General features: G+C 57.6%; 23 protein-coding genes. 14 read left to right on the forward strand and 9 right to left on the reverse strand.

Translation table 11 applies throughout. The features are described 5' to 3' along the window. Positions 1-63: 63 nt before the first annotated feature. The 3 genes from ispG (at position 64) to map (ending at position 4,097) form a co-directional block, all read left to right on the forward strand. Positions 64-1,227 (forward strand): flavodoxin-dependent (E)-4-hydroxy-3-methylbut-2-enyl-diphosphate synthase, encoded by a 1,164-nt coding sequence (gene ispG, locus L8V22_RS01265; RefSeq protein WP_179386645.1) that lies wholly within the window; start codon positions 64-66, stop codon positions 1,225-1,227. Positions 1,228-1,308: 81 nt separating this feature from the next. Then, entirely contained in the window at positions 1,309-3,162 is a 1,854-nt protein-coding gene (locus L8V22_RS01270) for a penicillin-binding transpeptidase domain-containing protein (RefSeq protein WP_238799679.1), read from the forward strand. 65 nt (positions 3,163-3,227) lie between these two features. Further along, a complete protein-coding gene (gene map / locus L8V22_RS01275) occupies positions 3,228-4,097 on the forward strand; it encodes a type I methionyl aminopeptidase (RefSeq protein WP_238799681.1) in 870 nt (289 codons plus the stop codon). Between the two features lie 231 nt (positions 4,098-4,328). Here the strand turns inward: map and L8V22_RS01280 are convergent, their stop codons facing one another. The 4 genes from L8V22_RS01280 to L8V22_RS01295 all read right to left on the reverse strand — a co-directional run bounded on the left by L8V22_RS01280 (position 4,329) and on the right by L8V22_RS01295 (position 7,829). Continuing rightward, positions 4,329-4,628, reverse strand: coding sequence for a hypothetical protein (locus L8V22_RS01280; RefSeq protein ID WP_238799683.1), 300 nt, complete (start codon positions 4,626-4,628; stop codon positions 4,329-4,331). 242 nt (positions 4,629-4,870) lie between these two features. Beyond that, positions 4,871-5,083, reverse strand: coding sequence for a hypothetical protein (locus L8V22_RS01285; protein WP_238799685.1), 213 nt, complete (start codon positions 5,081-5,083; stop codon positions 4,871-4,873). 283 nt (positions 5,084-5,366) lie between these two features. Beyond that, the gene (mtr, locus tag L8V22_RS01290; protein ID WP_238799686.1) at positions 5,367-6,770 is read right to left on the reverse strand and encodes a mycothione reductase; all 1,404 of its coding nucleotides are present in this window, start codon (positions 6,768-6,770) and stop codon (positions 5,367-5,369) included. Positions 6,771-6,797: 27 nt separating this feature from the next. After that, entirely contained in the window at positions 6,798-7,829 is a 1,032-nt protein-coding gene (locus L8V22_RS01295; RefSeq protein ID WP_238799687.1) for an alpha/beta hydrolase, read from the reverse strand. Positions 7,830-8,093: 264 nt separating this feature from the next. Here L8V22_RS01295 and mqo point away from each other — a divergent pair, with 264 nt between their 5' ends. Further along, complete coding sequence (mqo, locus tag L8V22_RS01300) at positions 8,094-9,590, forward strand: malate dehydrogenase (quinone) (RefSeq protein ID WP_238799688.1); 1,497 nt, start codon at positions 8,094-8,096, stop codon at positions 9,588-9,590. An 81-nt stretch (positions 9,591-9,671) separates the two neighbouring features. Here the strand turns inward: mqo and L8V22_RS01305 are convergent, their stop codons facing one another. Then, positions 9,672-11,027: a protein adenylyltransferase SelO gene (locus L8V22_RS01305; protein WP_238799689.1), complete on the reverse strand. Its 1,356-nt coding sequence runs from the start codon at positions 11,025-11,027 to the stop codon at positions 9,672-9,674. After that, on the reverse strand, positions 11,028-11,849 hold the full coding sequence (locus tag L8V22_RS01310; RefSeq protein ID WP_238799690.1) for a PhzF family phenazine biosynthesis protein: 822 nt from the start codon (positions 11,847-11,849) through the stop codon (positions 11,028-11,030). A 67-nt stretch (positions 11,850-11,916) separates the two neighbouring features. On the opposite strand from L8V22_RS01310, the gene L8V22_RS01315 reads away from it, so the two are divergent. The 5 genes from L8V22_RS01315 (at position 11,917) to L8V22_RS01335 (ending at position 16,942) form a co-directional block, all read left to right on the forward strand. Next, complete coding sequence (locus L8V22_RS01315; protein ID WP_238799692.1) at positions 11,917-13,101, forward strand: sensor histidine kinase; 1,185 nt, start codon at positions 11,917-11,919, stop codon at positions 13,099-13,101. Beyond that, positions 13,094-13,837 (forward strand): response regulator, encoded by a 744-nt coding sequence (locus L8V22_RS01320; RefSeq protein WP_238799693.1) that lies wholly within the window; start codon positions 13,094-13,096, stop codon positions 13,835-13,837. Before L8V22_RS01315 ends, L8V22_RS01320 begins: the two co-directional genes overlap by 8 nt. A 66-nt stretch (positions 13,838-13,903) precedes the next feature. Next, entirely contained in the window at positions 13,904-14,803 is a 900-nt protein-coding gene (locus tag L8V22_RS01325; RefSeq protein ID WP_420839924.1) for an ABC transporter ATP-binding protein, read from the forward strand. A gap of 45 nt (positions 14,804-14,848) precedes the next feature. Then, positions 14,849-15,601 (forward strand): ABC transporter permease, encoded by a 753-nt coding sequence (locus tag L8V22_RS01330; RefSeq protein ID WP_238799699.1) that lies wholly within the window; start codon positions 14,849-14,851, stop codon positions 15,599-15,601. Positions 15,602-15,628: 27 nt separating this feature from the next. Next, positions 15,629-16,942 carry a DUF4921 family protein gene (locus tag L8V22_RS01335; RefSeq protein ID WP_238799700.1) on the forward strand — a complete coding sequence of 438 codons (1,314 nt, stop codon included), beginning with the start codon at positions 15,629-15,631 and terminating at the stop codon, positions 16,940-16,942. Between the two features lie 31 nt (positions 16,943-16,973). Here L8V22_RS01335 and yaaA read toward each other — a convergent pair whose 3' ends face one another. Then, the gene (yaaA, locus tag L8V22_RS01340) at positions 16,974-17,696 is read right to left on the reverse strand and encodes a peroxide stress protein YaaA (protein ID WP_238799701.1); all 723 of its coding nucleotides are present in this window, start codon (positions 17,694-17,696) and stop codon (positions 16,974-16,976) included. 31 nt (positions 17,697-17,727) lie between these two features. Here yaaA and L8V22_RS01345 point away from each other — a divergent pair, with 31 nt between their 5' ends. Then, the gene (locus tag L8V22_RS01345; protein WP_238799703.1) at positions 17,728-19,497 is read left to right on the forward strand and encodes a proline--tRNA ligase; all 1,770 of its coding nucleotides are present in this window, start codon (positions 17,728-17,730) and stop codon (positions 19,495-19,497) included. Between the two features lie 40 nt (positions 19,498-19,537). Further along, positions 19,538-19,900 carry a DoxX family protein gene (locus L8V22_RS01350; protein ID WP_238799705.1) on the forward strand — a complete coding sequence of 121 codons (363 nt, stop codon included), beginning with the start codon at positions 19,538-19,540 and terminating at the stop codon, positions 19,898-19,900. 126 nt (positions 19,901-20,026) lie between these two features. Here L8V22_RS01350 and L8V22_RS01355 read toward each other — a convergent pair whose 3' ends face one another. Beyond that, the gene (locus L8V22_RS01355; protein ID WP_238799707.1) at positions 20,027-20,356 is read right to left on the reverse strand and encodes a transglycosylase family protein; all 330 of its coding nucleotides are present in this window, start codon (positions 20,354-20,356) and stop codon (positions 20,027-20,029) included. A gap of 179 nt (positions 20,357-20,535) precedes the next feature. Further along, entirely contained in the window at positions 20,536-21,387 is an 852-nt protein-coding gene (locus tag L8V22_RS01360) for a DUF4439 domain-containing protein (protein ID WP_238799709.1), read from the reverse strand. 38 nt (positions 21,388-21,425) lie between these two features. On the opposite strand from L8V22_RS01360, the gene rimP reads away from it, so the two are divergent. From rimP to L8V22_RS01375, 3 genes are all read left to right on the forward strand, one after another. Further along, positions 21,426-21,965: a ribosome maturation factor RimP gene (gene rimP / locus L8V22_RS01365; protein WP_238799711.1), complete on the forward strand. Its 540-nt coding sequence runs from the start codon at positions 21,426-21,428 to the stop codon at positions 21,963-21,965. Positions 21,966-21,988: 23 nt separating this feature from the next. After that, a complete protein-coding gene (gene nusA / locus L8V22_RS01370; protein ID WP_238799713.1) occupies positions 21,989-23,005 on the forward strand; it encodes a transcription termination factor NusA in 1,017 nt (338 codons plus the stop codon). An 84-nt stretch (positions 23,006-23,089) separates the two neighbouring features. Beyond that, positions 23,090-23,437, forward strand: coding sequence for a YlxR family protein (locus L8V22_RS01375; RefSeq protein ID WP_238799715.1), 348 nt, complete (start codon positions 23,090-23,092; stop codon positions 23,435-23,437). The last annotated feature ends 31 nt before the right edge of the window (positions 23,438-23,468 follow it).

Below are 23,468 nucleotides of genomic sequence, written 5' to 3' on the forward strand. Positions count from 1 at the left end.
TGCTAGAGTGGGGGCGTTAATCACCCACCGAATGTATTTACTGTGCTTCAACAAGGAGAATTCATGTCGACTCCTATCGGTCTAGGAATCCCAGACGGCCCACCACCGGTCCTGCACCCGCGCCGCAAGACTCGGCAGCTGCAGGTGGGCCCGGTCGGCGTTGGCTCTGACTCACCGATTTCGGTGCAGTCGATGACCAATACGAAGACGCACGACATTAATGGCACACTGCAGCAAATTGCGCAGCTGACCGCTTCCGGTTGCGATATCGTGCGCGTGGCTTGCCCTAAGCCCATCGATGCGGAAGCTCTTCCTGCCATCGCTAAGAAGTCTCCCATCCCGGTGATTGCGGATATCCACTTCCAGCCCAAGTACATCTTCCAAGCCATCGATGCCGGCTGTGCCGCTATTCGCGTTAATCCAGGCAATATCCGCGAGTTTGATGGTCGTGTGAAGGAAGTCGCTAAGGCTGCAGGCGATGCTGGCATTCCAATCCGCATCGGTGTTAATGGTGGTTCTTTGGACAAGCGCCTGCTGGAAAAGTACGGCAAGGCCACCCCGGAGGCACTCGTCGAGTCCGCAATTTGGGAGGCTGGCCTGTTTGAGGAGCATGGTTACGGCGATATCGCTATTTCCGTCAAGCACTCCGACCCGGTCCTGATGGTGGAAGCCTACCGACAGCTGGCGGAAAAGACTGACTACCCGCTGCACTTGGGCGTGACCGAGGCAGGCCCGAAGTTCATGGGAACCATCAAGTCCTCAGTTGCCTTCGGTGCGCTATTGGCTGAGGGTATTGGCGATACCATTCGCGTATCCCTGTCCGCGCCGCCGGTAGAGGAGATCAAGGTAGGCGACCAGATCTTGCAGTCGCTCAACTTGCGCCCACGCAAGCTGGAGATCGTGTCCTGCCCTTCCTGTGGTCGCGCCCAGGTGGACGTCTACAAGCTGGCAGAAGAAGTTACCGCTGGCTTGGACGGAATGGAGTTCCCACTGCGCGTTGCCGTTATGGGTTGCGTTGTCAACGGCCCGGGCGAGGCACGCGATGCCGACCTAGGCGTTGCCTCCGGTAACGGCAAGGGACAGATCTTTGTCAAGGGCGAGGTCGTACGTACCGTGCCGGAAGACAAGATTGTGGAAACTCTCATTGAAGAGGCCATGCGCATTGCCGATGAGCAGGGAATGGAGGCCGTAGAAGGCGCCAAGGCTGAGGTTCGCGTCACCCAGTAATCCACCCACATTAAGTAGACTGCCCCGCACTTCGGTGTGGGGCAGTCTTTTTTAGCTCTTGCGCTGCTAGAGTCCCAAGGCATGAAGAAGTTGGTCGCGCTGGTTGCCACTATCACGCTCGCTTCCACCAGCGTGGTTGCTTGTACGCCTAAACCGGTTTCAGCAGAACCGGTGGCGGAGGAATTCCTCGAAGGGATGGAATCCCGCAATAACGACGGTTTGGCCGCGCTTACCGACGCCCCCTCTGACGCCACCGCCGCCCTCGATGCCACCTACTCCGGCCTGCAGGCCGAGGGGCTCGACATTGAGTTAGAAGGCATTGACCAAAACGAGAACCTCGCTACGGCGAACTACAAGGTCAATTGGGATCTGCCCAAGGATCGCACCTTGAGCTATGACACGCAGATGACGCTTACCAAGACAGAGGATGAGTGGACGGTGCGCTGGAAGCCGAGCCTTATACACCCGGACCTGGGGGCAAATCAGCACTTGGAGCTGCGTGCTTTGGAGGCAAAACGTGCCAGCGTGGTTTCTTCCAATGGGGTGGAATTGATGAGCCCAGGGCTCAACTACCGGCTGGTGGTAGATACCGACTCGCTAGAAGATGTGCGCCCTACGGCCGCAAAGATCAGTGGCGCGTTGGCCGCCGCTCACCGGCAGGACAATTCCATCGCGGAGATGGATGCTAAGGACTTGGCCAAGAAATTGGAGGATGCAGACGGCCCCTTCTCTGTCACTATGTTCACCGAAGACCAAGCCAAGGCCGTGCGTCCCAAGGTGGAGGGTATGGACGGCGTGCGCCTCAACGAGGAGCCAGCCCTGGTTACCCGCGACCGCGGTCTTGCTCCCGATCTCATGTCGCGCGTGCGCTCTGCGGTCCAGGATGAGGTTGACGGCCAGACCGGCTGGTCTATTTCCGTGGTCAATGAGAATGGTGCGGCTCTTTCGGACGTCGAAAAGCATGATCCCAATGCGGCGCCTTCCATCAAGGTTGGTCTGGATTACGATGTGCAGCGCGCCGCGCAAGAAGCGGTAAATGAGCGTGCAGATTCGCAAGCCATGCTCGTAGCCATCCGACCTTCCAATGGCGATATCTTGGCCGTAGCCCAAACAGAAAAAGCCGATGAAGATGGCGACGTCGCCCTACAGGGTCAGTACCCGCCCGGTTCTGTTTTCAAGATTCTCACCGCCGCGGCAGGCGTGGATAAACAGGGCCTAAATACCGATACCATCGTTCCGTGCCCGGGAACTATGGATATCTTTGGCCGCGTGGTGACCAACTACAATGCCTTCTCTTTAGGTAGCGTTCCGCTCAGCCAAGCCTTCGCGCAGTCCTGCAACACCACCTTTGCGGATATCTCCACCAAGCTTAAGCCCGGTGAATTGAAGGACATGGGCAAGAAGTTCGGCTTCGGCGTTGAGTATGACATCCCCGGATTGACCACCATCACTGGCTCGATTCCAGAGGGAAAGGAGCCATTGGAGCGGACGGAAGCTGGCTATGGTCAGGGCTATGACTTGGCTAGCCCCTTCGGAATGGCGCTGGTTTCTGCAACGGTGGCTAATGGCAAGACGCCAACGCCTAGGCTGATTGAGGGCCATGAGACTAAAGCGTCCGATAAGCCGCAGCAGATTCCCAAGCCTGTGCTGGACAATGTCCGTGCTATGATGCGCCAAGTGGTCACCAGCGGTACCGCGCGCAGCATGGCTGCTGGCGGCACCATCTATGGCAAGACCGGTGAGGCCGAGATTAATGAAGGCTCGCATGCCTGGTTTACTGGCTACCGGGAAGAAGACGATATTGCCTTTGCCACCCTCGTGGTTTTGGGTGGTGGCTCCGATGCCTCGGTCAACATTACGAGCAATTTCTTGCAGAAAGTCGACGATTACCGCTCTGGTCCACACGAGGGGGCGGCGCCTCCAGCTGAAGGTTAGAACACCGACCGCCCTCGAGACCCCGGCTGCTGCTTTATGGGCGCAGAGGACTACCATGGGAAACCATGAGCAATCGAGGAAAGCTAAAGCCAGGAAAGCCCACCCCCATCCTCACCGTGCCGGAGAGCATTGAGCGACCGGAGTACGTGTGGAAGGACGAGGTACAGGAGGGCATTGGCGAGCCCTACGTCCAGTCCCCAGAGGTCATCGAGAAGATGCGCGAGGCCTGCAAGATTGCGGCCAACGCACTCAAGGAGGCTGGCAAGGCCGTTAAGCCGGGTGTGACTACTGATTATGTAGACCGCGTGGCACACGAATACATGTGTGACCACGGCGCCTACCCTTCTACGCTGGGGTACCGTGGCTTCCCTAAGTCCAGCTGTGTATCCCTTAATGAGATTGTCTGCCACGGCATCCCGGATACCACTGTGATCGAAGACGGAGACATCGTCAATATCGATATCACGGCTTATAAGAATGGCGTGCACGGTGATAATAACGCCACCTTCCTTGCGGGCGATGTCTCTGAGGAGCACCGTCTGTTGGTGGAGCGCACCAAAGAGGCCACTATGCGTGGCATCAAGGCAGCAAAGCCTGGCCGCGAAATTAACGTCATTGGTCGAGTTATTGAGTCTTATGCCAAGCGTTTTGGATACAACGTCGTGCGCGACTTTACCGGCCACGGCGTTGGCCCGACCTTCCACAACGGTCTGGTTGTCCTTCACCACGATTCGACCGTCTACCGCGATATCCTCGAGCCCGGTATGACGCTCACCGTCGAGCCGATGATTAACCTTGGCTCTCTGGATTATGAAATCTGGGATGATGACTGGACCGTCCAAAACACTGACGGTAAGTTCACCGCCCAGTTTGAGCATACCCTGGTCATTACCGAGGATGGCAACGAAATCCTTACCATCCCAGACGAAGACTAAGAATAAATAGCGACGGCCGCCTCCACGACCCGAAGCGGGGAAGTGAAGGCGACCTTGTGTATGCTTGCCGGCGCCGTGTCTAAGCCGTCCCATTCTTAGGGCGTACCGACGCGTAGAATAGGGGCCTCGTTCTAAGAACGAGGCCCTGCAAACCCTAGCTATCTAGAGCCAATCTACGGCTAATGATTAGCGGCGGAAGATTGGGTCCAGAACGTGAGGGACGAAGCCGTTCTATACGGTGTAGTTGTAGGCACCGATCAGGGTGCCGATTGCCGAGTTGATGTCCAGAGCAACGGTGCCGTCGCGCCAGATCTCGCCCCAGCGAGGGTTGTCCTTGTCCTTCTCTTCGCCGAGGATGGCGTGGCCGGTTACCTGCTGATCCTTGTCAACGTTAGCGCCGATCTTGGAGGACAGGGCGGGGAACTCGCCGTCGTCAGCCTTGGTGTTCTCAGCGGAAGCGACAGCGACGCCGCCGAAAGCGACGGTAGCAGCGGTGGCAGTAGCAACGGCTGCAGTGCGGAAGTTGCGCATTGTGAAATTTACCCTTCGGAAATTTTGATTTAGCCGTAGGGCTGTTGCTTAGAAGAAAGGGCCGTGGTTGATGAAGTTGAAGACCGGGCCGATGACGCCGCCCAGAACTGCACCGATGCCACCCAGGATGGTACAGGGGGTACAGAACCTTAGCCCATACCGACTGCTCGGAGAAGTCCTTAGAAGAGCCGAAGATCTTGGTGCCGCCAGCCGGACGTTCGCCTTAGTACTCGAGGTTCTGGTCAATCTGTTAGGGAGGTTCTGGCCCCGGAAGAGGAGCCCTGCTGGGAGGGGTCCTCGCTAGCTGAGGTGGTGGTCGGGTTAGCCTCAGCGGAGAAACCGTCTGCTGCTACGGCAATAGTGGTGCCGCCGAAGGCAACGGCGATACCGGTGGCGCCAGGGAATGCTGCATTGCGGATCGGCGTATCAAAATTTCTTAAAAGTCGTACTTGCAAGGGTTCCGCACAGGGAAACCAAAGTGTTATTGAGTACACAGGAGATATTCATGAACGTGCGGTAGCTGTTTTCAAATCGGCTCGAACCGATAGCTCATGGATTTTAAAAGACTGCGGCTCTTTTGCGCGACAAAGACCGGAATATCATCCATTAAATTAATGTCTGGCCCAATATGGTGGTAAATTCCTGAAAGGCTGAATGAGACTTCCTTGGCGTGAGGCGGGAATATGCTTCAAAAGCTGGAAGAAAACTGGGCGGGTGTGAGAAAGATTACGTAACAATTTACTTTTGCCACTCCAGTCCCAAAAGGGCGTTTTCCACCACTTCTGGTAGCGCGGGGTGGATCCAATATTGGCTACGCGTGAACTCCCGCATGTCCAACTTATAAACCATCGCGGTAACCAGTTGCTGGATCAAGGTAGAGGACTGTGGGCCCATGAGATGAGCGCCGAGAAGCTGCCCAGTAGCGCGGTCTGCAATTAGTTTGCAGATGCCGGTGCTATCTTCCATAGCCCAGCCATAGGCAACATCGCCGAAGTTTTGCACCTTGACGGTGATATCGAAGCCTTCCTTACGCGCCTGCTTCTCGGTAAGGCCCACCGTTGCGATCTGCGGGTGGGTAAAGATGGCCGCTGGGACATTGTCGTGGGGCAGTGGGCGGAGGTCTTCTGGGTGCAGCAAGTTGTGCTGCACGGCGCGGGTCTCGGCATTAGCAACGTGCTTGAGCATGTACGGCGAGGAGACGTCGCCAAGCGCCCACACGCCCTCGGCAGTGGTGCGACCAAATTCATCCGCTTTTACGCGGCCGTCGGCAAGCAGTTCAATGCCTGACTTGTCTACGTCCATCTGATCACCATTAGGGGTACGTCCAGTGGCGACCAGGATTGCCTCTGCTTCTATGGACTCACCATTGTCCAATTCCAACCGCACTCCCTGGTCGGTCTCCTCGAGCTTGGTGCCATTGGCAATATGCACGTCGAAGCGGTCGCGAGCAATCTGATTAAAGCGACTGGAAAGGTCGTCATCAAGGTGGCGCAGCAAAGTCTCGGAGCGATTGACTACGGTGACCTTGGTGCCGAGGCCGTCAAAGACATGGGCAAACTCCATCGCGATATAGCCACCGCCCACCACAATCAGACTCTCTGGCTGGTGGTCCATGCGCATAATGTCTTCATTGGTGTAGTACTTCACGCCGGAATTGGCATAAACGGCCGGAATGACCGGGCGGGAGCCAGCAGCGATGACAATTTGGTCGCCAGTGATGACATGTTCGCCGGTCTTAAGGGTTTTCGGGCCGATAAAGCGGGCGTGCTCGTCGTATACGGTGATATTCGGGGTTTCCTCACCGCGGCGGTACTCCTCGCCGCCTTGGGCAATCTGGTCAACGCGGTTGGTAAAGACGCGGTCCACGATGGAATCCCAGTCCACGCTATTGACCTGTGCGTCAAGGCCTAGCCGGCCGGCCTCGCGTGCAGCCAAGGCAATATCGGCGGCGTAGACGTACATCTTGGTGGGAATGCAGCCTACGTTGAGGCAGGTGCCGCCAAAGGTGCCCTTCTCAATAATGGCGATCTTGTGGTTATCAAACTCCGGGCTGGGAATGGAATTGCCGGAGCCAGAGCCGATGATGATGAGGTCAAAATGTTCCTCGCCGGCCGACGTGTGAGTCTGGTGTGAAGGAGTCATGTTTATTCCTTATATTTAGGGGCTAAATTACTGGACGGATTTATGGGAATCTAGGACTGTGGGCAACCACTCGTCACAGGCACCGAAAGCCTCTTGGAGCGGATCCGGAAGCGATAGAAAAACATCGTGCCTAGCGCCCTTGATGGGGTGCAAAGTGTAGTGGACGCCAAGTTCCTTTGCCCAGCGGCGCGTTTGGGAAACATCAATGATGACGTCCGCGTGGTTCGCGCTGTCGGAATAGGGCTGACCCAGCTGAGTGCGAGTGGACTGCAGGGTCAAAATAGGTACGCCGGCATCAACACGCCCGCTGTGGATAGCGTCAAAGCCACGGAATACTGCGGCTATCCAGCCGACATACTTTTTATGCCCAGCCAGTGGCTTAAAGCGAAGGTCAAAATTCCACTCGCCGTAGAAATCTTTGTGAACAGACTCGCCATAGGCGGTGAGGTTGCTACCGGGAAGGGGAGTCATGGGAGCGATGCGAGCCAGCGCGTACAACAGCGGTTTGAGTGGGGTGAGAACCTGGCCAGGCACACCCATCATGTCGAGCCACGGGCTATTGAGGATGAGGCCCTTTAGCCTCCGGTGGCGTTGTTGGTCGGAGTGGCGCAGGTGATCCATCCATAGCGGAGCGATTAAGCCACCGGTGGAGTGAGCGATGAAGATAACCTCATCATTAGGGATGGCATCGAGTGCGGCGGTGAGGTCAGCAAAATAAAACGCCAAATCCGAAACATAGTGCCATGACTGGCCGGGGCGGCGCGAACGGCCACACTTGCGCAGATCGACGGCGTAAAAGTCATAACCTTGGGCGGCAAAGTGCTCGGCTACGTGGGTGTGGAAGAAGTAGTCAGTCATGCCGTGTAGCCACACCAGTGCCGGGCGGGATGAGGTGGCGGATGACTCTCGTGCGGCATCGCCTGCTTGCTGGGGTGCGTAGTGCACCAGCGTGGTGACCACGTTGCCCTCGTCGTCGGGGTCTTCGCCCAAGTCAAGGGTGGAAGCTTCAAAGTCGGGACCGAGTTTATCTGGGCCCCATACCGGGGAGTGTGTAACCATGCCACGATTCTAGGTGCAATGAAGGATTGATGGTGTGGGTGCTGAGGTATAAATAATGGGGGGCGGAAATTCCCACATTTTTGCCACTGGTCTGGGGGAGAAATCCCAAATTGAGTAAGAAAAGCGTAGAGTAAGGCCTTAATGCGTGACGCGCTGCCAAGTTGTCATAGTGCAACGATGGTAGCGCGGGGCGCTAAGCGCTAAAAACAAGGCGTAGACCGCGCCGATGGATATCTATTTTCAATTCGAAGAGGTAATAACACAGTGTCCTCCGCTAAGAAGACAGCACAGGTTGTAGATGAGGTCGATGTAGCACTTATCGGTGCCGGCATCATGAGCGCCACCCTGGGTGCTATGCTCCGCGAGTTGGAGCCCAGCTGGACTCAAATGGTCTTTGAGCGCCTCGACGGCCCCGCATTGGAGTCCTCCTCCCCGTGGAATAACGCCGGTACCGGCCACTCCGCACTGTGCGAGTTGAACTACACCCCGGAGAAGAACGGCCGCATTGATGTCTCCAAGGCTCTGGGCATTAACGAGAAATTCCAGAAGTCTCGCCAGTTCTGGTCCCACCAGCTCAATAACGGCATCCTTACTGACCCAAGCGAATTCATTAACCCGGTCCCGCACGTATCCTTCGCTCAGGGTGAAATCCAGGTGGATTACCTTAAGCGCCGCTACGACGTGCTGAGTGAAAAGCACATGTTCCCAGGCATGCAGTTCTCCGCCGATGATTCTGTCTTTGCAGAGAAGCTGCCGCTGATGGCACAGGGCCGTGACTTTTCCAATAAGGTAGCAATCTCTTGGACTGATGCCGGCACTGACGTTAACTTCGGCGCGCTGACCAAGCAGTTCCTGACCGCAGCTAAGGCCTCCGGTACTGAGATCCGCTACGGCCACGAGGTCATCGATATCAAGCGCGATGGCTCCGCTTGGAAGGTGTACTCCAAGAACAAGCACACCGGTGATATCACCGTCGTAAAGGCTAAGTTCGTCTTCGTTGGTGCCGGTGGTTACGCCCTCGACTTGCTACGCAAGGCAAAGGTTAAGGAGGTTGCCGGTTACGCAGGCTTCCCAGTATCCGGTCTGTGGCTGCGCTCCAAGAACCCTGAGCTCATCGAGCAGCACCAAGCAAAGGTTTACGGTAAGGCAGCTGTCGGTGCCCCGCCAATGTCCGTGCCGCACCTGGATACACGCGTAATCGACGGTGAGAAGGGCCTGCTATTCGGCCCTTACGGTGGCTGGAGCCCGAAGTTCCTGAAGAAGGGCACTTATCTAGACCTGTTTAAGTCCATCCGCCCGGACAACATCACCTCTTACCTTGGCGTTGCCGTCCAGGAGTTTGGCCTGACCAAGTACCTAGTAGACGAGGTGCGCAAGAGCTTCTCCGACCGCGTGGAGGCCCTGCGCGAGTACGTACCGGAGGCAAAGGAAAGCGACTGGGAGACCGTCATCGCTGGCCAGCGCGTCCAGGTAATCAAGCCAGCCGGTGCCCCGCAGTTCGGCTCCCTCGAGTTCGGCACCACCCTGGTCAATAACCAGGAGGGCAATATCGCCGGCCTGCTCGGCGCTTCCCCGGGTGCATCCATCGCCCCAGCCGTCATGCTGGAGCTGTTGGAGCGTTGCTTCGGCGAGCACATGATCGATTGGGCAGACAAGATCCGCGAGATGGTTCCGTCCTATGGCATCAAGCTGAGCAACGATGAAAAGCTCTATGACGAGATGTGGGAGTACACCCAGAAAACCCTGAAGCTGGACCGCTAGAACCAGCTTCTTCCTAGATAACCCCTGTACCGCACCGAGACGGTACAGGGGTTTACTCGTTCTGGGCGAGGTGGGCAGGAGCTAGGTGCCGCAGTAAGTGAGGTATCCCTCCAGACCGTTGGGGTCCGGCGATTCGAATGAGGGGTTGGGCTCCCATGGGTGCGTTACCGCGTGGAGGAGTTCCTGATAGGGGCCTATGTCTCCGCGTTCTGCAGCGCTCAGCGCTGATTCCACTGCGAGATTGCGCGGGATAACCCGCGGCATGGCGCTATCTACACGGGCCGGATCCGGAGAAGAAGCCAGATACTCCTCTAAGAAGTCGCCCTCAGGCAAAAGCTCACGGGCGGGGGCGGGGTGGCCCGCGGCGGCGTCGGCAAGAGCGCGGTGGGCCAGCGTAATATCCGGGCCGTTGAGCTGCATGGCGGTGGAATAAGAAGAGATAAGGTCTGGGGAGGTATTCAAAGCCGCCGCCATATCTGCCTTGCGCTGGGCCTCAAAGTGATCTGCGAAGCCGTTGATTGACTCTTGGGCGAAGTCCATGGCTTTATTCATATCCAGGTCAAAGAGCGGCAGGAAGGACTCCGCCAAGCGCGCCAGATTCCAGCCCAGGATTGAGGGTTGATTGCCAAAGGCATAGCGGCCTTGGGTATCGATGCTAGAAAATACCGTGCTCGGTGAATAGGACTCCATGAAGGCACACGGGCCATAGTCAATCGTCTCGCCGGAGATGGTGGTGTTATCCGTATTCATCACGCCGTGGATAAAGCCGAGCCGCATCCACTGGGAAACAGTGCGGATCTGTGTATCCATCACCTGGGCGAAAAAATGCTGGTAGTCCGCACCAGGGTAGTGGCGCGCGATGGCATAATCGGCCAGCTGACGTGTGTAATCAGTCTGCGCGGCGAGGTGGAAGGTGCCGACGCGGATGTGACTGGCGGCCACGCGCACTACTATTCCGGCAGGCTGTACGTGGCCGCGCTGGATGGGCTGGCCGGTGGAGAGTACTGCAAGTGCCCGGGTGGTGGGCACGCCCAAGGCATACATGGCTTCAGAAACAAGGTATTCACGCAGCATGGAAGAAAGCGTTCCGCGGCCATCGGAGCCCGGGCGGGAAAAGGGTGTCAGCCCAGTTCCCTTGGCATGGAGATCCCACAGCTGGCCGTCCTTTTCCACCTCTCCTAAGAGCATGGCGCGGCCGTCTCCCATCTGCGGATTAAATGCACCGAATTGGAAGCCGGAATAGGCCATGGCGTGGCCGCCCGCGCGGCCGGTGAGGAACTCGATGCCTTCGGAGGAGCGCAGCCAGTCCGGATCAAGGCCTAGCTGTGTGGCTAGCTCCTCGTTGAGGATAAGCAGTTGTGGGTGCGGCTGCTCCTCGCCTTCGGTAGGGCGGACCAAGTGGGGAAGCTTCTGGGCAAAATCGTGGTGTAGCTGCATTTAAACCTCCAGTGTTCCGCGCACGCGAATATGGGCGCGCCCGCCTACCCAGATATCCGTGCCATCATCGTTAATAAAGACCTCGCCCGCTCTGCCTATCTGGCTTCCTTGCACAGCCGTATAGCGTGGCGGGACTAGGTTTCGCGAGCGCATAAACTGCGCGGCGCCGCCATTGAAAGACCCAGTCACCGGATCCTCGAATTGAGTGGTAAAAGCTCGCACTTCATAAGCCGGCTCGCCCTCTGCAGCGCGGGCATTGAGCCCCACAATGCCGACCTTGGGGCGCCCTGCTTGCGGCGTCACTGCGCGCACCGCGTCGGCGTTACGCATTTGCAGCAGGCGCCAGCCCGGACCATTGTCTACCCAGCTGTGGTCCACAATGTCTGCGCTTTCAAGGCCCAACCCGACGCACGCTTCCTCTAGCTCTTCTGGGGACAGCGGTTCCTCGCGGCGCAGCGGCGGGGTAGCAAAGGAAAAGACTGAGTCTTCTTCGCGGACGGTAACTAGACCCACGCCGCATTCTTGGACGAGTGTTCCCTCCACTCGCGGGTGATTGCCTAGGGCACGCCACGCGGCGGCACTCCCTAAGGTGGGATGGCCAGCGAAGTCAAACTCCTCGTACGGGGTGAAAATGCGCACGCGGTAGTCCGCGCGGGCGTCGGTAGGCTCGAGCAGGAAGGTGGTCTCAGAAAAGTTGGTCCAGTACGCAATGGACTGCATCTGCTGGGAGCTTAAGATATCGGCACCGGCTACTACCGCGAGCGCATTTCCGTTAAAGGCGCCGGTGGCAAAAACATCAACCTCAAAGAACTCGTGCTGCATGCCCGCCAGTTTAGTCAGCCCCAGGGATGAGGACTATAGCCTGAAGCCTGCGCTAGCCTAGAAGGCCATGAAGAAGCTATGGCCGGATGCGGTTCGTGCCTGGGTAGGCTCGCCGTGGAGAATTATCATTCCGTTGTTTTTCTGGGTTTCTTCGGTGCCGGCGGCAGAAGGTGCCATTGATAAAACATCGCTTTTTCAAGAGTTGGTCTTCTTACTTTATGCCGTTGGAGTTCCATTATCACTGTGGCTGCATCCTAAGCTCAAGGAATACGCTATTGGGTTTATTGCGATTACATTAACGGTGTGCATCTTTACCCCGCTGGCTGCAATGGGTAACGCTCACTTCTTCCCAGTGGCATACTGCGTATTTCTTATAGGTGCACATTCACCCAAGCGGTTACAACGGATCTGGATAGGGTGGATTGCATTAGGCACCTTGGCGGCCACTGCAGCGTCGCTCTACGGGCGGAGGGTTTTTGGCGGCATCGACTTTGGCCTAGAGGATTCTAGCATCGGCCCGCTGCCTGCTTTTGGGTCCCTCATCGCCATGGCGTGGCCGGTTATGGGCTTTTTCTACTTGCTTGGCACCAATGACCGTAAAAAGCGCGAGGACCAGCAGCTGCTGATTGAACGTGCGGAAATGGCTGGCGCGGTAGAGCGCAACCGCATTGCCCGCGAGATGCATGACATTGTGGCGCATAATTTAGCGGGCGTTATTGCCCTTGCCGACGGCGCCCGGTTCGCCGCCGCCAAAAATCCCGCAGCAGCCACAGAAGCCTTGGAGACCATCGCCTCTACCTCCCGCGATTCCCTCAAACAGATGCGCGGTTTGCTCTCTGTGCTGCGTGATGGGGATTCCCGCGCCGATACCAAGGCACCTGGTGCGAGCGATATTGCAGGACTTATTTCGGAAGCGCGCCGCACCGGTTTCGATATCACCGTGCACGGGCTGGAGGATTTGCCGACCGAAAGCGACGAGCTATACCAATTCACCGTCTACCGCGTGGTGCAAGAACTTTTGACCAATATGATCAAGCATTCGCGTGATAAAAGGGGAGTACTGCGCTTTCGCTCTACTGGAAATGGCTTAGTACTTAACGCCGATAACCCGGCCTCGCGTACGCCGAATAATCACAATCCTGGCTACGGCCTCATCGGAATGAGCGAGCGCGTCAAGGCCTATGGTGGCAGCGTTGAGACCCGCACTGAGGATGGACATTTCTTAATTACCGTGGAGGTACCCAATGACTAGCCCTAAGCAGCCAGCAAGCTCGCATGCTGGCCCCATCCGCATTGGCTTGGTAGATGATCAGCCCCTCGTGCGCGCCGGGTTCGCTATGCTTCTCGGCTCCCAAGAGGATTTAGAAGTTGCTTGGCAGGCATCCGATGGCGATGAAGTGCTCGATCTAGCCCGCGCGCAGCCCGCCGATATTGTGCTCATGGATGTCCAGATGGCCCGCGTCAACGGTATCGCCGCCACCGAAAGGCTCCTGCCAGAGTTTCCGGAAACCCAGGTCATTATGCTTACCACCTTCGATGACCAGAACTTTGTCCACGGCGCCATTTCCGCTGGGGCTTCCGGATTCCTGCTGAAAGATGTAGAACCTGAAGAACTCCTCGCCGCCATCCGTACCGTGCATTCCGGCGAGGCGGTGCTTTCGCCGCGCATTACCGCCCAGGTGCTGCAGCAACTACGCAGCGAACAGGCTGCTTCTAAGTCGCCCACCAACCACGTGGAGCCCGCGGCGGCACCGCCCGTCCCTCCGTCAGCAGACCTCACCCCACGCGAGCTTGACGTCCTTAAGTTGATGGCATTGGGGTATTCGAATACCGAAATCGCGGAGTGCGAGTTCGTATCCATGGCCACGGTGAAGACTCACGTGCGCCATATTCTTACTAAGACCAGCTCGCGCGACCGTGTTCATGCCGTGCTGTATGCCCTAACTCATGGCGTGGTTTCGGTAGAGGAGCTGCTGTCTCATCCCTAGGTATGACCTGCTAAATCACTCCCGAGGATGGTTACTGCGTGCTGGTCAGGCGGCACGATGGAAACCATGCTCAAAGTTTCACACCTTTTCAAGAATTTCCGTACCTTTAAAGCAGTAGATGACCTCTCCTTTGAGGTCCCAGACGGCCAAGTCACCGGATTCCTCGGCCCGAACGGTTCTGGTAAGTCCACCACCATGCGCATGTGCGTGGGCCTAGAGAATCCGACTTCCGGCACCGCGACCTTTGATGGCACGCCTTTCCGCGAACTGTCCAATCCTGCCACCACGGTGGGCACGTTGCTGGATGCCAACTGGTTCCACCCGGGTCGCAGCGCCCGTGCGCACTTGGGCTATATGGCTGCGTTGCAGGGCGTGTCCATGGACCACGTGGATGACACCTTGGACCGCGTCGGCCTTACCCAGGTAGCCACCAAGCGCGTGGGCGGATACTCGCTGGGTATGAAGCAGCGTCTGGGCCTTGCCTGTGCGCTTATCGGGGAGCCGAAGCACTTGCTTCTCGACGAACCCGTCAACGGCCTCGATCCCGAAGGCGTGCACTGGATGCGTGCTCGCATCCGTGAATTCGCTGAGGCCGGCTGCTCCGTACTTGTTTCTTCCCACTTGCTTTCGGAAATGCAGCTAACAGCAGACCGCCTTGTGGTCATCGGCAAGGGCAAGCTGTTAGGTGAAGGCACTATGGATGAATTCGTGAACGGTACGGAAAGCGCAAGCTTTGAGGTCATCGTTGACCAACCCGATGAGCTCCTCCGTCTGCTACACGGCACCGATGCGGAGACCTCCTTTGACGGCGAAGTCCTGCGCGTGCGCGGCCTAGAAGGCTCTGACATCGGCCGAATCTGCCTGGATAACCGCATCCTCATCTCCAGCTTGGAACGCAAGCAGCCCTCTCTGGAAGAGGCCTACCTCGGCGCCACTGCCGACCACGTGGCCTACCGCTCTGCATAGTTTTTCACCTGCACAATACGCTTCATCTGCAAAGGATTGAGTTAAATGAACGCTCTGATTTCTGAATCCCGGAAACTATTTTCGCTCCGCTCTACTTGGATATACCTCGCCGTAGTTTCAGCTGGCATGGCTGCCGGCGCTGTCTTGTTGGCTTGGGCGAATGACTTCAATGGTACGGTCGACGGCAAGTTCGAGGCTGTCGATGTGTCCATTTCCGGTTCACTCGCCATTGTCGTGATGGTGTTTGCTGCCGCCATGATGGTAGGCGGGGACCAAAGTAATGGAACAGTTTCATGGTCATACCTCTCATCAAATCGCCGCGTAGGTATAGTGCTGAGCCAATTTTTCATCATCACCTTTTCGTTACTGCTCGCGGCCACACTGGGCATGATGGTAGCCACGCTGTTGATTACTGCCTTCGGAGGTGATTTCAATTTTGACAGCTTCATGCATTGGCCGGATAACAATGGGTTCATCCTTGCCTACGTTGAGTGGACTGTCTTTATCCTGTTAGCTACCAGCTTGGCCTACCTTTTGCGCAGTGGTGCACTCGCAGCGATGATTCTCGTGGCAGAGTATTTCGTCATTGAAACCGCCCTCGATGCCGTTAGCGCTCCTTGGGCTAAGGCTATCCTCCGCGTGCTGCCTGATGCCAACGCTTGGGGGCTAGTAATGGGCGTCAATCGCAGTGGTGATGAGCAATCTCGAGCCGGTGCCGCTGTCATTCTAATCGTGATGATCTTGCTCACCGTTGGCGGGGCCTGTGCGGTGGCGCGTCGTCGCTCTGTTGCGAAATAGCTACTAGGCGTTACTACCCTAGTGGGCATGAGTGACGCACTTTTTGCCCGCATTGAGCCCATCCAGTCCATGCGGGATGGCACGGTCAAACAGGTCAACCCGTTCTCAGGAACCGAGGTGTGGACCGTGCCAGGGCGCGGCAACCGCCCGCTGGCTGTACCAGTAGCTAACCCGCAGCCGCTACAAGAGGAGGACTTGGCCCACCGGTGCGCTTTTTGCTCCGGACGCATGACCGATACCCCGCCGGAAAAGGCTCGCATCCTGCCTTCCGGCGGGATTGTGCGTGGATTGCCTTTGCAGGAATACGACCACACCGTAGCGGCCTTTCGCCGCATCCCCAACCTGTTTGAAATCGTCTCCTATGAGTACTGGCACGCCAACTACGGCTTTGAAATGGATGCCGAAACCCGCCAGCGCATGGATAACTACATCAGCGATCCGGCCGGCCGAGAACATGTGCTCAAGATAGTGCGCACTAAGCGCAAGGCGGCGCACCTGCCTGAGGCAAGCGAAGAAGAATTGGTGGACCAAGCCGCTGGATTCTTCGCCGGCGGTCACGACGTCATCGTGGCGGGCCGCCATTTTGAGCGCGGCGCACAAGATGATTCGCAGTTGGCATCTTCAGGCACGCTAAGCGCCGAAGAACATCTGCTGTTTATGCAGCTGACCATCGACTCCATGCGGGACCTCTACGAGCGCAACCGCTACGCGCCTTACGTGGTGGCTTTCCAAAACTGGCTGCAGCCAGCCGGCGCCTCCTTCGAGCACCTGCACAAGCAGCTCGTTGCTATCGATGATCGCGGCATGGCTTCACACCGAGAAGTCCAGATGCTGCGCAGCAATATGAATATGTACAACGAGTGGGCGGTGGATTATGCCGCTAGCCGCAACCTCATCATTGCGGAAAATGATCATGCCGTCCTCTTCGCGGGCTTTGGTCACCGCTATCCCACCTTGGAGGTCTACTCCAAGTCCGCAACCTGCGAGCCGTGGCGGCAGTCGGAAGAGGAAGTCCGCGCCATGAGCGACCTTGTGCACGCGGCCCACGCCGCAGTTGGCCGCGAGGTGCCCTGCAATGAGGAATGGCACCACAAGCCCGCTGACGTCGATGTTGCCCAACCATGGCGCATCCTCATCAAACTGCGAATTTCCACCCTTGCCGGATTCGAAGGCGGCACCAAGATCTACCTCAACACCATTTCGCCCTGGGACCTGCGCGATAAGGTAGTAGGTCAGCTGTATCCTCTGCGCGAGTCGGGGCACGTCGCTAGCTCAGTGCATGTAGCCACCGAATGCTCTGTACAGCGCAATAGCCTGTTGTATAACCCGCTGCTGCGCTAAACAGGTTGCGTTGAGTGGTGTCCTAGTGGGCTCAACGCTTCACGACGAGCGTAAGCTCACTCGACCCTGGCCTCGGCTCTTCAATGGTCATCCCCGCGGCGCGCGCGATAGCAGCAACGTCGGCGGCGCTATAGGCATCGGCAGGAGAGAGCGCTAGCTCGCGGGCGAGGAGGCCCTTGTAGTGCTTATTAAAGTGGCTGACTACCTTCCGCGAGCCATCTTCTTGCACGCTTTCCACCCGCACCGTTACCGCGTCTTTCACCCGGCCCAATTGTTGGTACGTACCCGAGCGCAGATCAACAATAAGCTCGTCTACCCCCTCCAGAGTCTGCGTAATCTGCTTGCCCCAGTGCGATTTCATGGTGCGGCCGTTAAGTTTTGTCCCGCCCGACAGACGGTAATGGGGGATGGGGTCGCTGGCGCGGAGGACGCCAAAAAGGGCGTCGCCAATGGCAAGGCGGTCCCACGTGGGAAGGGTGGGAGCGTCTAAGGCATCAAAAAGCACGCCGGTATAGCGCAACACGGCCGGCATGGTGGGGGTGGTATACAGCCCCTGATTGGATTCGGCCTCACCGCGCAGCTTTTCCGAAAGCCGCAATACTTCCATGGCCTCGTCAACCGGAAGAGACTGCAGCTCAGCGGCGATTTCGCGCCGGGTGTCGTGCAGTTGTGGGAAAGAGAGCTTATCAAAGTCAAGAGGCTGGCCCGTACCGTCGTGCGCTTTAGTTTCTGAAGGAGGGAGGATAATGAGCATATATACAGGGTAGCGAGGTATATTTTGGTGCATGATTACCCGCCTTTCTGAACTATTTCTCCGTACCCTCCGTGAGGATCCCGCTGATGCCGAGGTCCCTAGCCATAAGCTGCTCGTTCGCGCTGGTTATGTACGCCGCGTCGCGCCGGGCGTGTATACCTGGCTGCCGTTGGGTCTGCGCACCCTGCGCAAGATTGAAGATGTAGTCCGTCAGGAAATGGATGCTATTGGCGGCCAGGAAATGCTCTTTCCGGCCCTGCTGCCACGCGAGCCTTATGAAAAGACTAACCGTTGGGTTGAATACGGCGATAATCTCTTCCGCCTGAAGGACCGCAAGAACGCAGACATGCTACTCGGCCCTACCCATGAGGAGATGTTTGCCAGCGCCGTAAAGGACATGTATTCTTCTTATAAGGATTTTCCGGTTACGCTGTATCAGATTCAGACCAAGTATCGCGATGAGGAGCGCCCCCGCGCCGGCGTGCTGCGTGGCCGTGAGTTCACCATGAAGGACTCATACTCCTTCGACATGACTGATGAGGGCTTGGATGAGTCCTATGGTCGCCACCGGAAGGCGTATCAGAATATCTTCAACCGTCTAGAGATTGATTACGCCATTTGTAAGGCTACCTCTGGCGCGATGGGTGGTTCTGCCTCGGAAGAGTTCCTCGCCGTCTCTGAAGTCGGTGAAGATACCTTCGTTCGCTCTACTGAAGGCGATTATGCTGCCAACGTGGAAGCCGTAGTTACCCCAGCGCCGGCGGAGAAGGACATCGAGGGCCAGCCGGAGGCGCAGGAATACGATACCCCGGATGCAGAGAGCATTGATTCACTCGTTAACTGGGCAAAGCAAGCTGGAATTACTATCGACGGCCGCGAGGTCAGGGCCGCAGATACCCTCAAATGCATGATGGTAAAGCTCTTCCACCCAGCTGCTGAGAGCGAAAAGCGCGAGTCCGAGTTGGCCGCCGTGCTCATCCCAGGTGATCGTGAGCTGGATGAAAAGCGCCTTGAGGCTGCACTCGAGCCGGTGGAGTTTGAATTGGCCGGGGACAAAGACTTTGCTGACAATGACTTCCTAGTCAAGGGCTATGTTGGACCGCGCGTATTGAATGCCAATGGCATTAAGGTCTTGGCCGATCCGCGCGTGGTCAAGGGTACAGCGTGGATTGCCGGCGCTGATGCGAGTGAGCGCCACGTTGTTGGCTGCGTGGCCGGCCGCGATTTCACGGTGGATGAGTTTATCGAGGCCGCAGAGGTCAAGGAAGGCGATCTTGCCCCGGATAACCAGGGCACGTTGACCCTGGAGCGTGGCATCGAGCTGGGCCACATCTTCCAGCTGGGCCGCAAGTACACCGAGGCCTTCGATGTACAAATCCTGGATGAAAACGGCAAGCGCGCGGTTCCTACTATGGGCTCCTATGGCATCGGCATTACCCGCATGCTGGCCGTGCTGGCCGAGCAACGCCACGATGATAAGGGACTCAATTGGCCGGTTGCCGTTGCTCCCTATCAGGTGCACGTGGCCGTGGCCAACAAGGATGCCGCCGCTATGGAGGCTGGCGACAAACTGGTAGAAGAGCTCTCCGCCAAGGGGATCGAGGTGCTTTTTGATGACCGTCCGAAGGTCTCCCCAGGCGTGAAGTTCAAGGATGCAGAGCTGCTAGGCATGCCATTTGTGGCAGTCCTGGGCCGTGCCTTCAAGGAAGGCAAGATAGAGCTGCGCATCCGCGGCGGAGAGACCCTGGAGGTCCCGGCGGAGGAAATCGTGGACAAGATTCTTGAGCTGGTTCGCGGTTAGAAAAGCGCGCAATGATTCGCGTCGGGGTACCGTGGAAGGCATGAATTTCCAAAAGAATGGACTTTCCACCGTACTTTCCGCCATAGGCGTATTGCACTTTGTGAAGGCGCAAACTTTCGAATCCATCGTTCCGCCGCACCTGCCTGGACCTGCACGGTTTTATAACTTTGCCTCTGGTCTCTGGGAGATTGCCACCGGTGCGTTGCTGCGGCGCCGCGCTACCCGTGGGTTCGGTGGTGCTTCTGCGCTTGCGCTCTTTGCCGCTGTATGGCCAGCCAATATGTACCACGCGTGGATCGAGCGCAAGTCCGGGTGGCCGAAAAAGATCTACCACGTCATCCGCCAGCCGCTGCAGGTGCTGCTCATGATGTATGCCTGGAATATTGCCAAGCACGAGGCTTAAAGCAATTGGCATTGCTGCGCGCTAGCCAGGAAGACGCAGCAGAAAAGCCGGCCCCGTCCTCAACCCCGCGGAAACGCCGCAGGGTGGGGAGGGGCCGGTTTTCGCTTTCGTGCCGGAGCCTAGGACTTAGCCGGCAACTGGGCCGCCGCAGTTAGGCCATGCGCCAGCGCCCTGGGTGGCCAGAACGTTTTCGGCCACGGCAATCTGCTGCTCTCGCGTTGCCTGGTCAGCGGTTGCAGCGTACTGGGTGCCGCCATTGGCAGACCAGGTTTGCGCGTTGAACTGCAGGCCACCCTGGTAACCGTTTCCGGTATTGATATGCCAGTCGCCGCCGGACTCGCAGGCGGCTACCTGGTCCCATGCGCTAGCCGGTGCGGCGGTAGCGGCGGGTGCAGCAAGACCTGCAAGGCCCAGTGCAGCGGCGGATACGGTCAAAATGGTCTTCTTAGAACGCATTGAGAGGAAACTCCTTCTCTTTGTGTCTTTCTAGCTTGCGGAATCTCCTGCAAGCTCATGGTCGCCCAACTTACGCACGTTTGAAGAGTCGATGCAATGCATGCGGCCGTAAAGGTTGTTGTTTTTCTACTGTCTAGCGTTCAGTGGATGTACAGGTGGGCTGGCAGGCTAGTGGTGTCTTAGTGCATCCCGTGGGACTCGGCGGCTATGCCAACCAGCCAGGTGACCCACTCTTGGTCCGGAGACTCTTCCTGTGCCGCATTCGTGGCAGCAGCTGACCATTTGCGTCCGTCGCGATCGGCAAGGCCATTGATAAAATCCAGTGCAGAGGCGGAATCGTGGGGTAGTTCTTGTTCCCCCGAGGTATAGGCCGGTTCTGGCTGCGGAATAGTGCCATAGCGGGCAAGCGCATCTTGGAGGGCGTCGATGCGGCGGTGGTGGACTGCTAGGCGATGATCCACATCGTCTTCATGCTCCGGACCCACGTAAGCGCGGGCGAAATCTAGGCCGTATACCTGCTCGTATTCCCAGGCAAGGAGATCGGCAGCGCCTTTTTGCTCCGGTTGGGAAAGCTCGGGGATATCGGGGGCATCGCCTGGCAACCAAGCATTGAGGGCAATGGCTTGTTCAGTAACGAGCGTGCGTGATTCAACGGTGACTTCATCGGCCGCCTCCGTCGTAGCGGATGCGGCATTTTCCATAATTTCGCTGGAGTCTACGGCACGATTGGCCTTCGTTGGGCGCTCTACTTCACAGGAGCGCGGGGCGTCGCCGGTAGCATCGGTGCCGCACAGGCGCGTAATCTCCGCATAAAGCGCATCCGCCTGGGAGCTGCGCAGCCCCGCGGCATGGTCGTCAACGCCGCTGAGGGCAAGGGCGTCGGTTGCGGCGGCGTCGGCAAGCGCCAGCAGCCTGTTTTCTGGCCGCGGACCAAAATAGGCGACGACGGAATCAACCGCTTGGCACCCCGCCACAGTAGGCAGGAGGGCGGTTGCGGCTACGAGGGTCAAAGCTATACGTCGGCGGTTCACGCAAAAGACTGTACTCCGTAGCACGTAGGCTAGTGGGCATGGCTTTCCCAGATGCACAACAATTGACCGATCTTCTGCAGCCGAAGCTCGCTGAGCGGGGACTGGATGTAGAAGACATTAAAACCACCAAAGCGGGGAAGAAATCCCAGGTGATTATCCGTATTGATGGCGATAAGCGCCCTAGTTCCGATGTGCTGGAGGAAGTATCAAACGATATTTCTGCCTTCTTTGATGACAAGGAAGCGCAAGGGGAGTTGAATTTTGGTGCCGGCTACACCTTGGAGGTTTCCACCCCCGGCGTGGATTTGCCGCTGACTGCCCCACGCCACTGGCGCCGCAATCGGGGACGCAAAGTCTCTTTCGACCTTGGCGATGGCAAGACACAGACGGCGCGCATTGGTGCGCTTAACGACGCCGCCGATGCCGTAATCCTCATCACGGCAACCAAAAAGGACGTGCAAGTGCGTGCCGAGCGATTGGAAAACATTGCCCGGGCAGTGGTAGAAATTGAGTTTGCACAGCCGTCCGAACAGGAGTTAGCGGCAGTGCAAAAGACGTTTGAAGAAGCCGAGAATTAACCGGCAACCGAGAGGAATGACAAGTGAATATTGATCTGCAGGCACTTCGCACCATCGAATCCGAGCGCAACGTCCCGGTAAAGGACTTGCTGGAATCGATTGCGGGTGCCTTGTTGTATTCCTACCTGGACTACCGCGAGTCTAATGCTGGCGGCAAGGTAGAAGGCGCCAAGTCCCGCGTCGATATCGACGCCACCACTGGTGCAGTCAGCGTCATTGTCTCGGAGCGCGACCCGGAAACCGGGGAAGTTACCACCGAATACGATGACACTCCGGAAAACTTTGGACGCGTGGGCGCACAGGCCGTACGCGACGCTATTTTGCGCAAGCTGCGCGAGGCGGAAGCAGAGCGCACCTATGATTCCTACTCAGAACTCAGCGGCCGCGTGGTCAGTGGCATTGTCCAGCGCGATGCGCGTGCTAATGCCCGCGGCATCGTGGTGGTCCAGTTGGGCTCTGAACTGGAATCTCAGGACGGTATCTTGCTGCCAGCCGAGCAGATTCCGGGCGAGAAGCTTGAACATGGTGACCGCATTAAGGCTTATGTCGTAGGCGTAAACCGCAATGGCGCCCAGGTGCAGATCAACCTCTCACGCACCCACCCTGAGCTGGTGCGTGGACTCTTTGAGCTCGAAGTTCCTGAGGTTGCCGATGGCACCGTAGAAATGATTGCCATTGCCCGCGAGGCGGGACACCGCTCCAAGGTGGCTGTTATCGGCCACGCCAAGGGCCTTAACGCCAAGGGTGCCTGCATCGGACCGCGCGGCCAGCGCGTCAATAACATTATGCGCCAGCTCGGCGGTGAGAAGATTGACATCATTGACTTCAGTGAGGACCCCACGGTCTATGTGGGCAATGCCCTAGCCCCCTCGAAGGTGGTTAAGGTCACCGTTGTAGACAACGAGGCGCAAATCGCCCGCGTGGTGGTGCCGGATTATCAGCTCTCCCTGGCCATTGGTAAAGAGGGTCAAAATGCCCGTCTAGCTGCCCGTTTGACCGGCTGGAAGATTGATATCCACTCGGATGCTGACGCTAATTAAGGATCTGCGCTTTTGTAGCGTAGGCTGGTAAACGGCCCAGTTGCAGATTGGGGCATATTGGCGACGCGAAAAGTAAGGAGTTGAATGTCTGAGAGGCTAAGACTCCGGACTTGTATCGCTACTCGCCGCCGCCTGCCAGATTCGGACTTGCTACGGGTGGTCATCGATAGAGATGATCCGCACGGCCGCCGTCTGGTAGCCGATCCACACCGTCGGCTTCCCGGCCGCGGAGCGTGGATTAGCCCCACTATTTCTGCACTCGAGCTGGCGGAGCGCAAACGCGCTTTCAAGCGCGCGCTTCGCACGTCCGCACCCGTGGACACAGGTCAGGTACGGCAGTACTTGGAAGCGCACAGCGGACAAGTACTTGGCGCGGGAAATGCCGCGTTAAATTCGTACAAACCAGAGTTACAAAGGAAGACCGAACACTGATGAGCGCACAACGATGAAGCATCAGCGATGA

Source organism: Corynebacterium yonathiae (assembly GCF_027570195.1).
Classification (GTDB): Bacteria; Actinomycetota; Actinomycetes; order Mycobacteriales; family Mycobacteriaceae; genus Corynebacterium; species Corynebacterium yonathiae.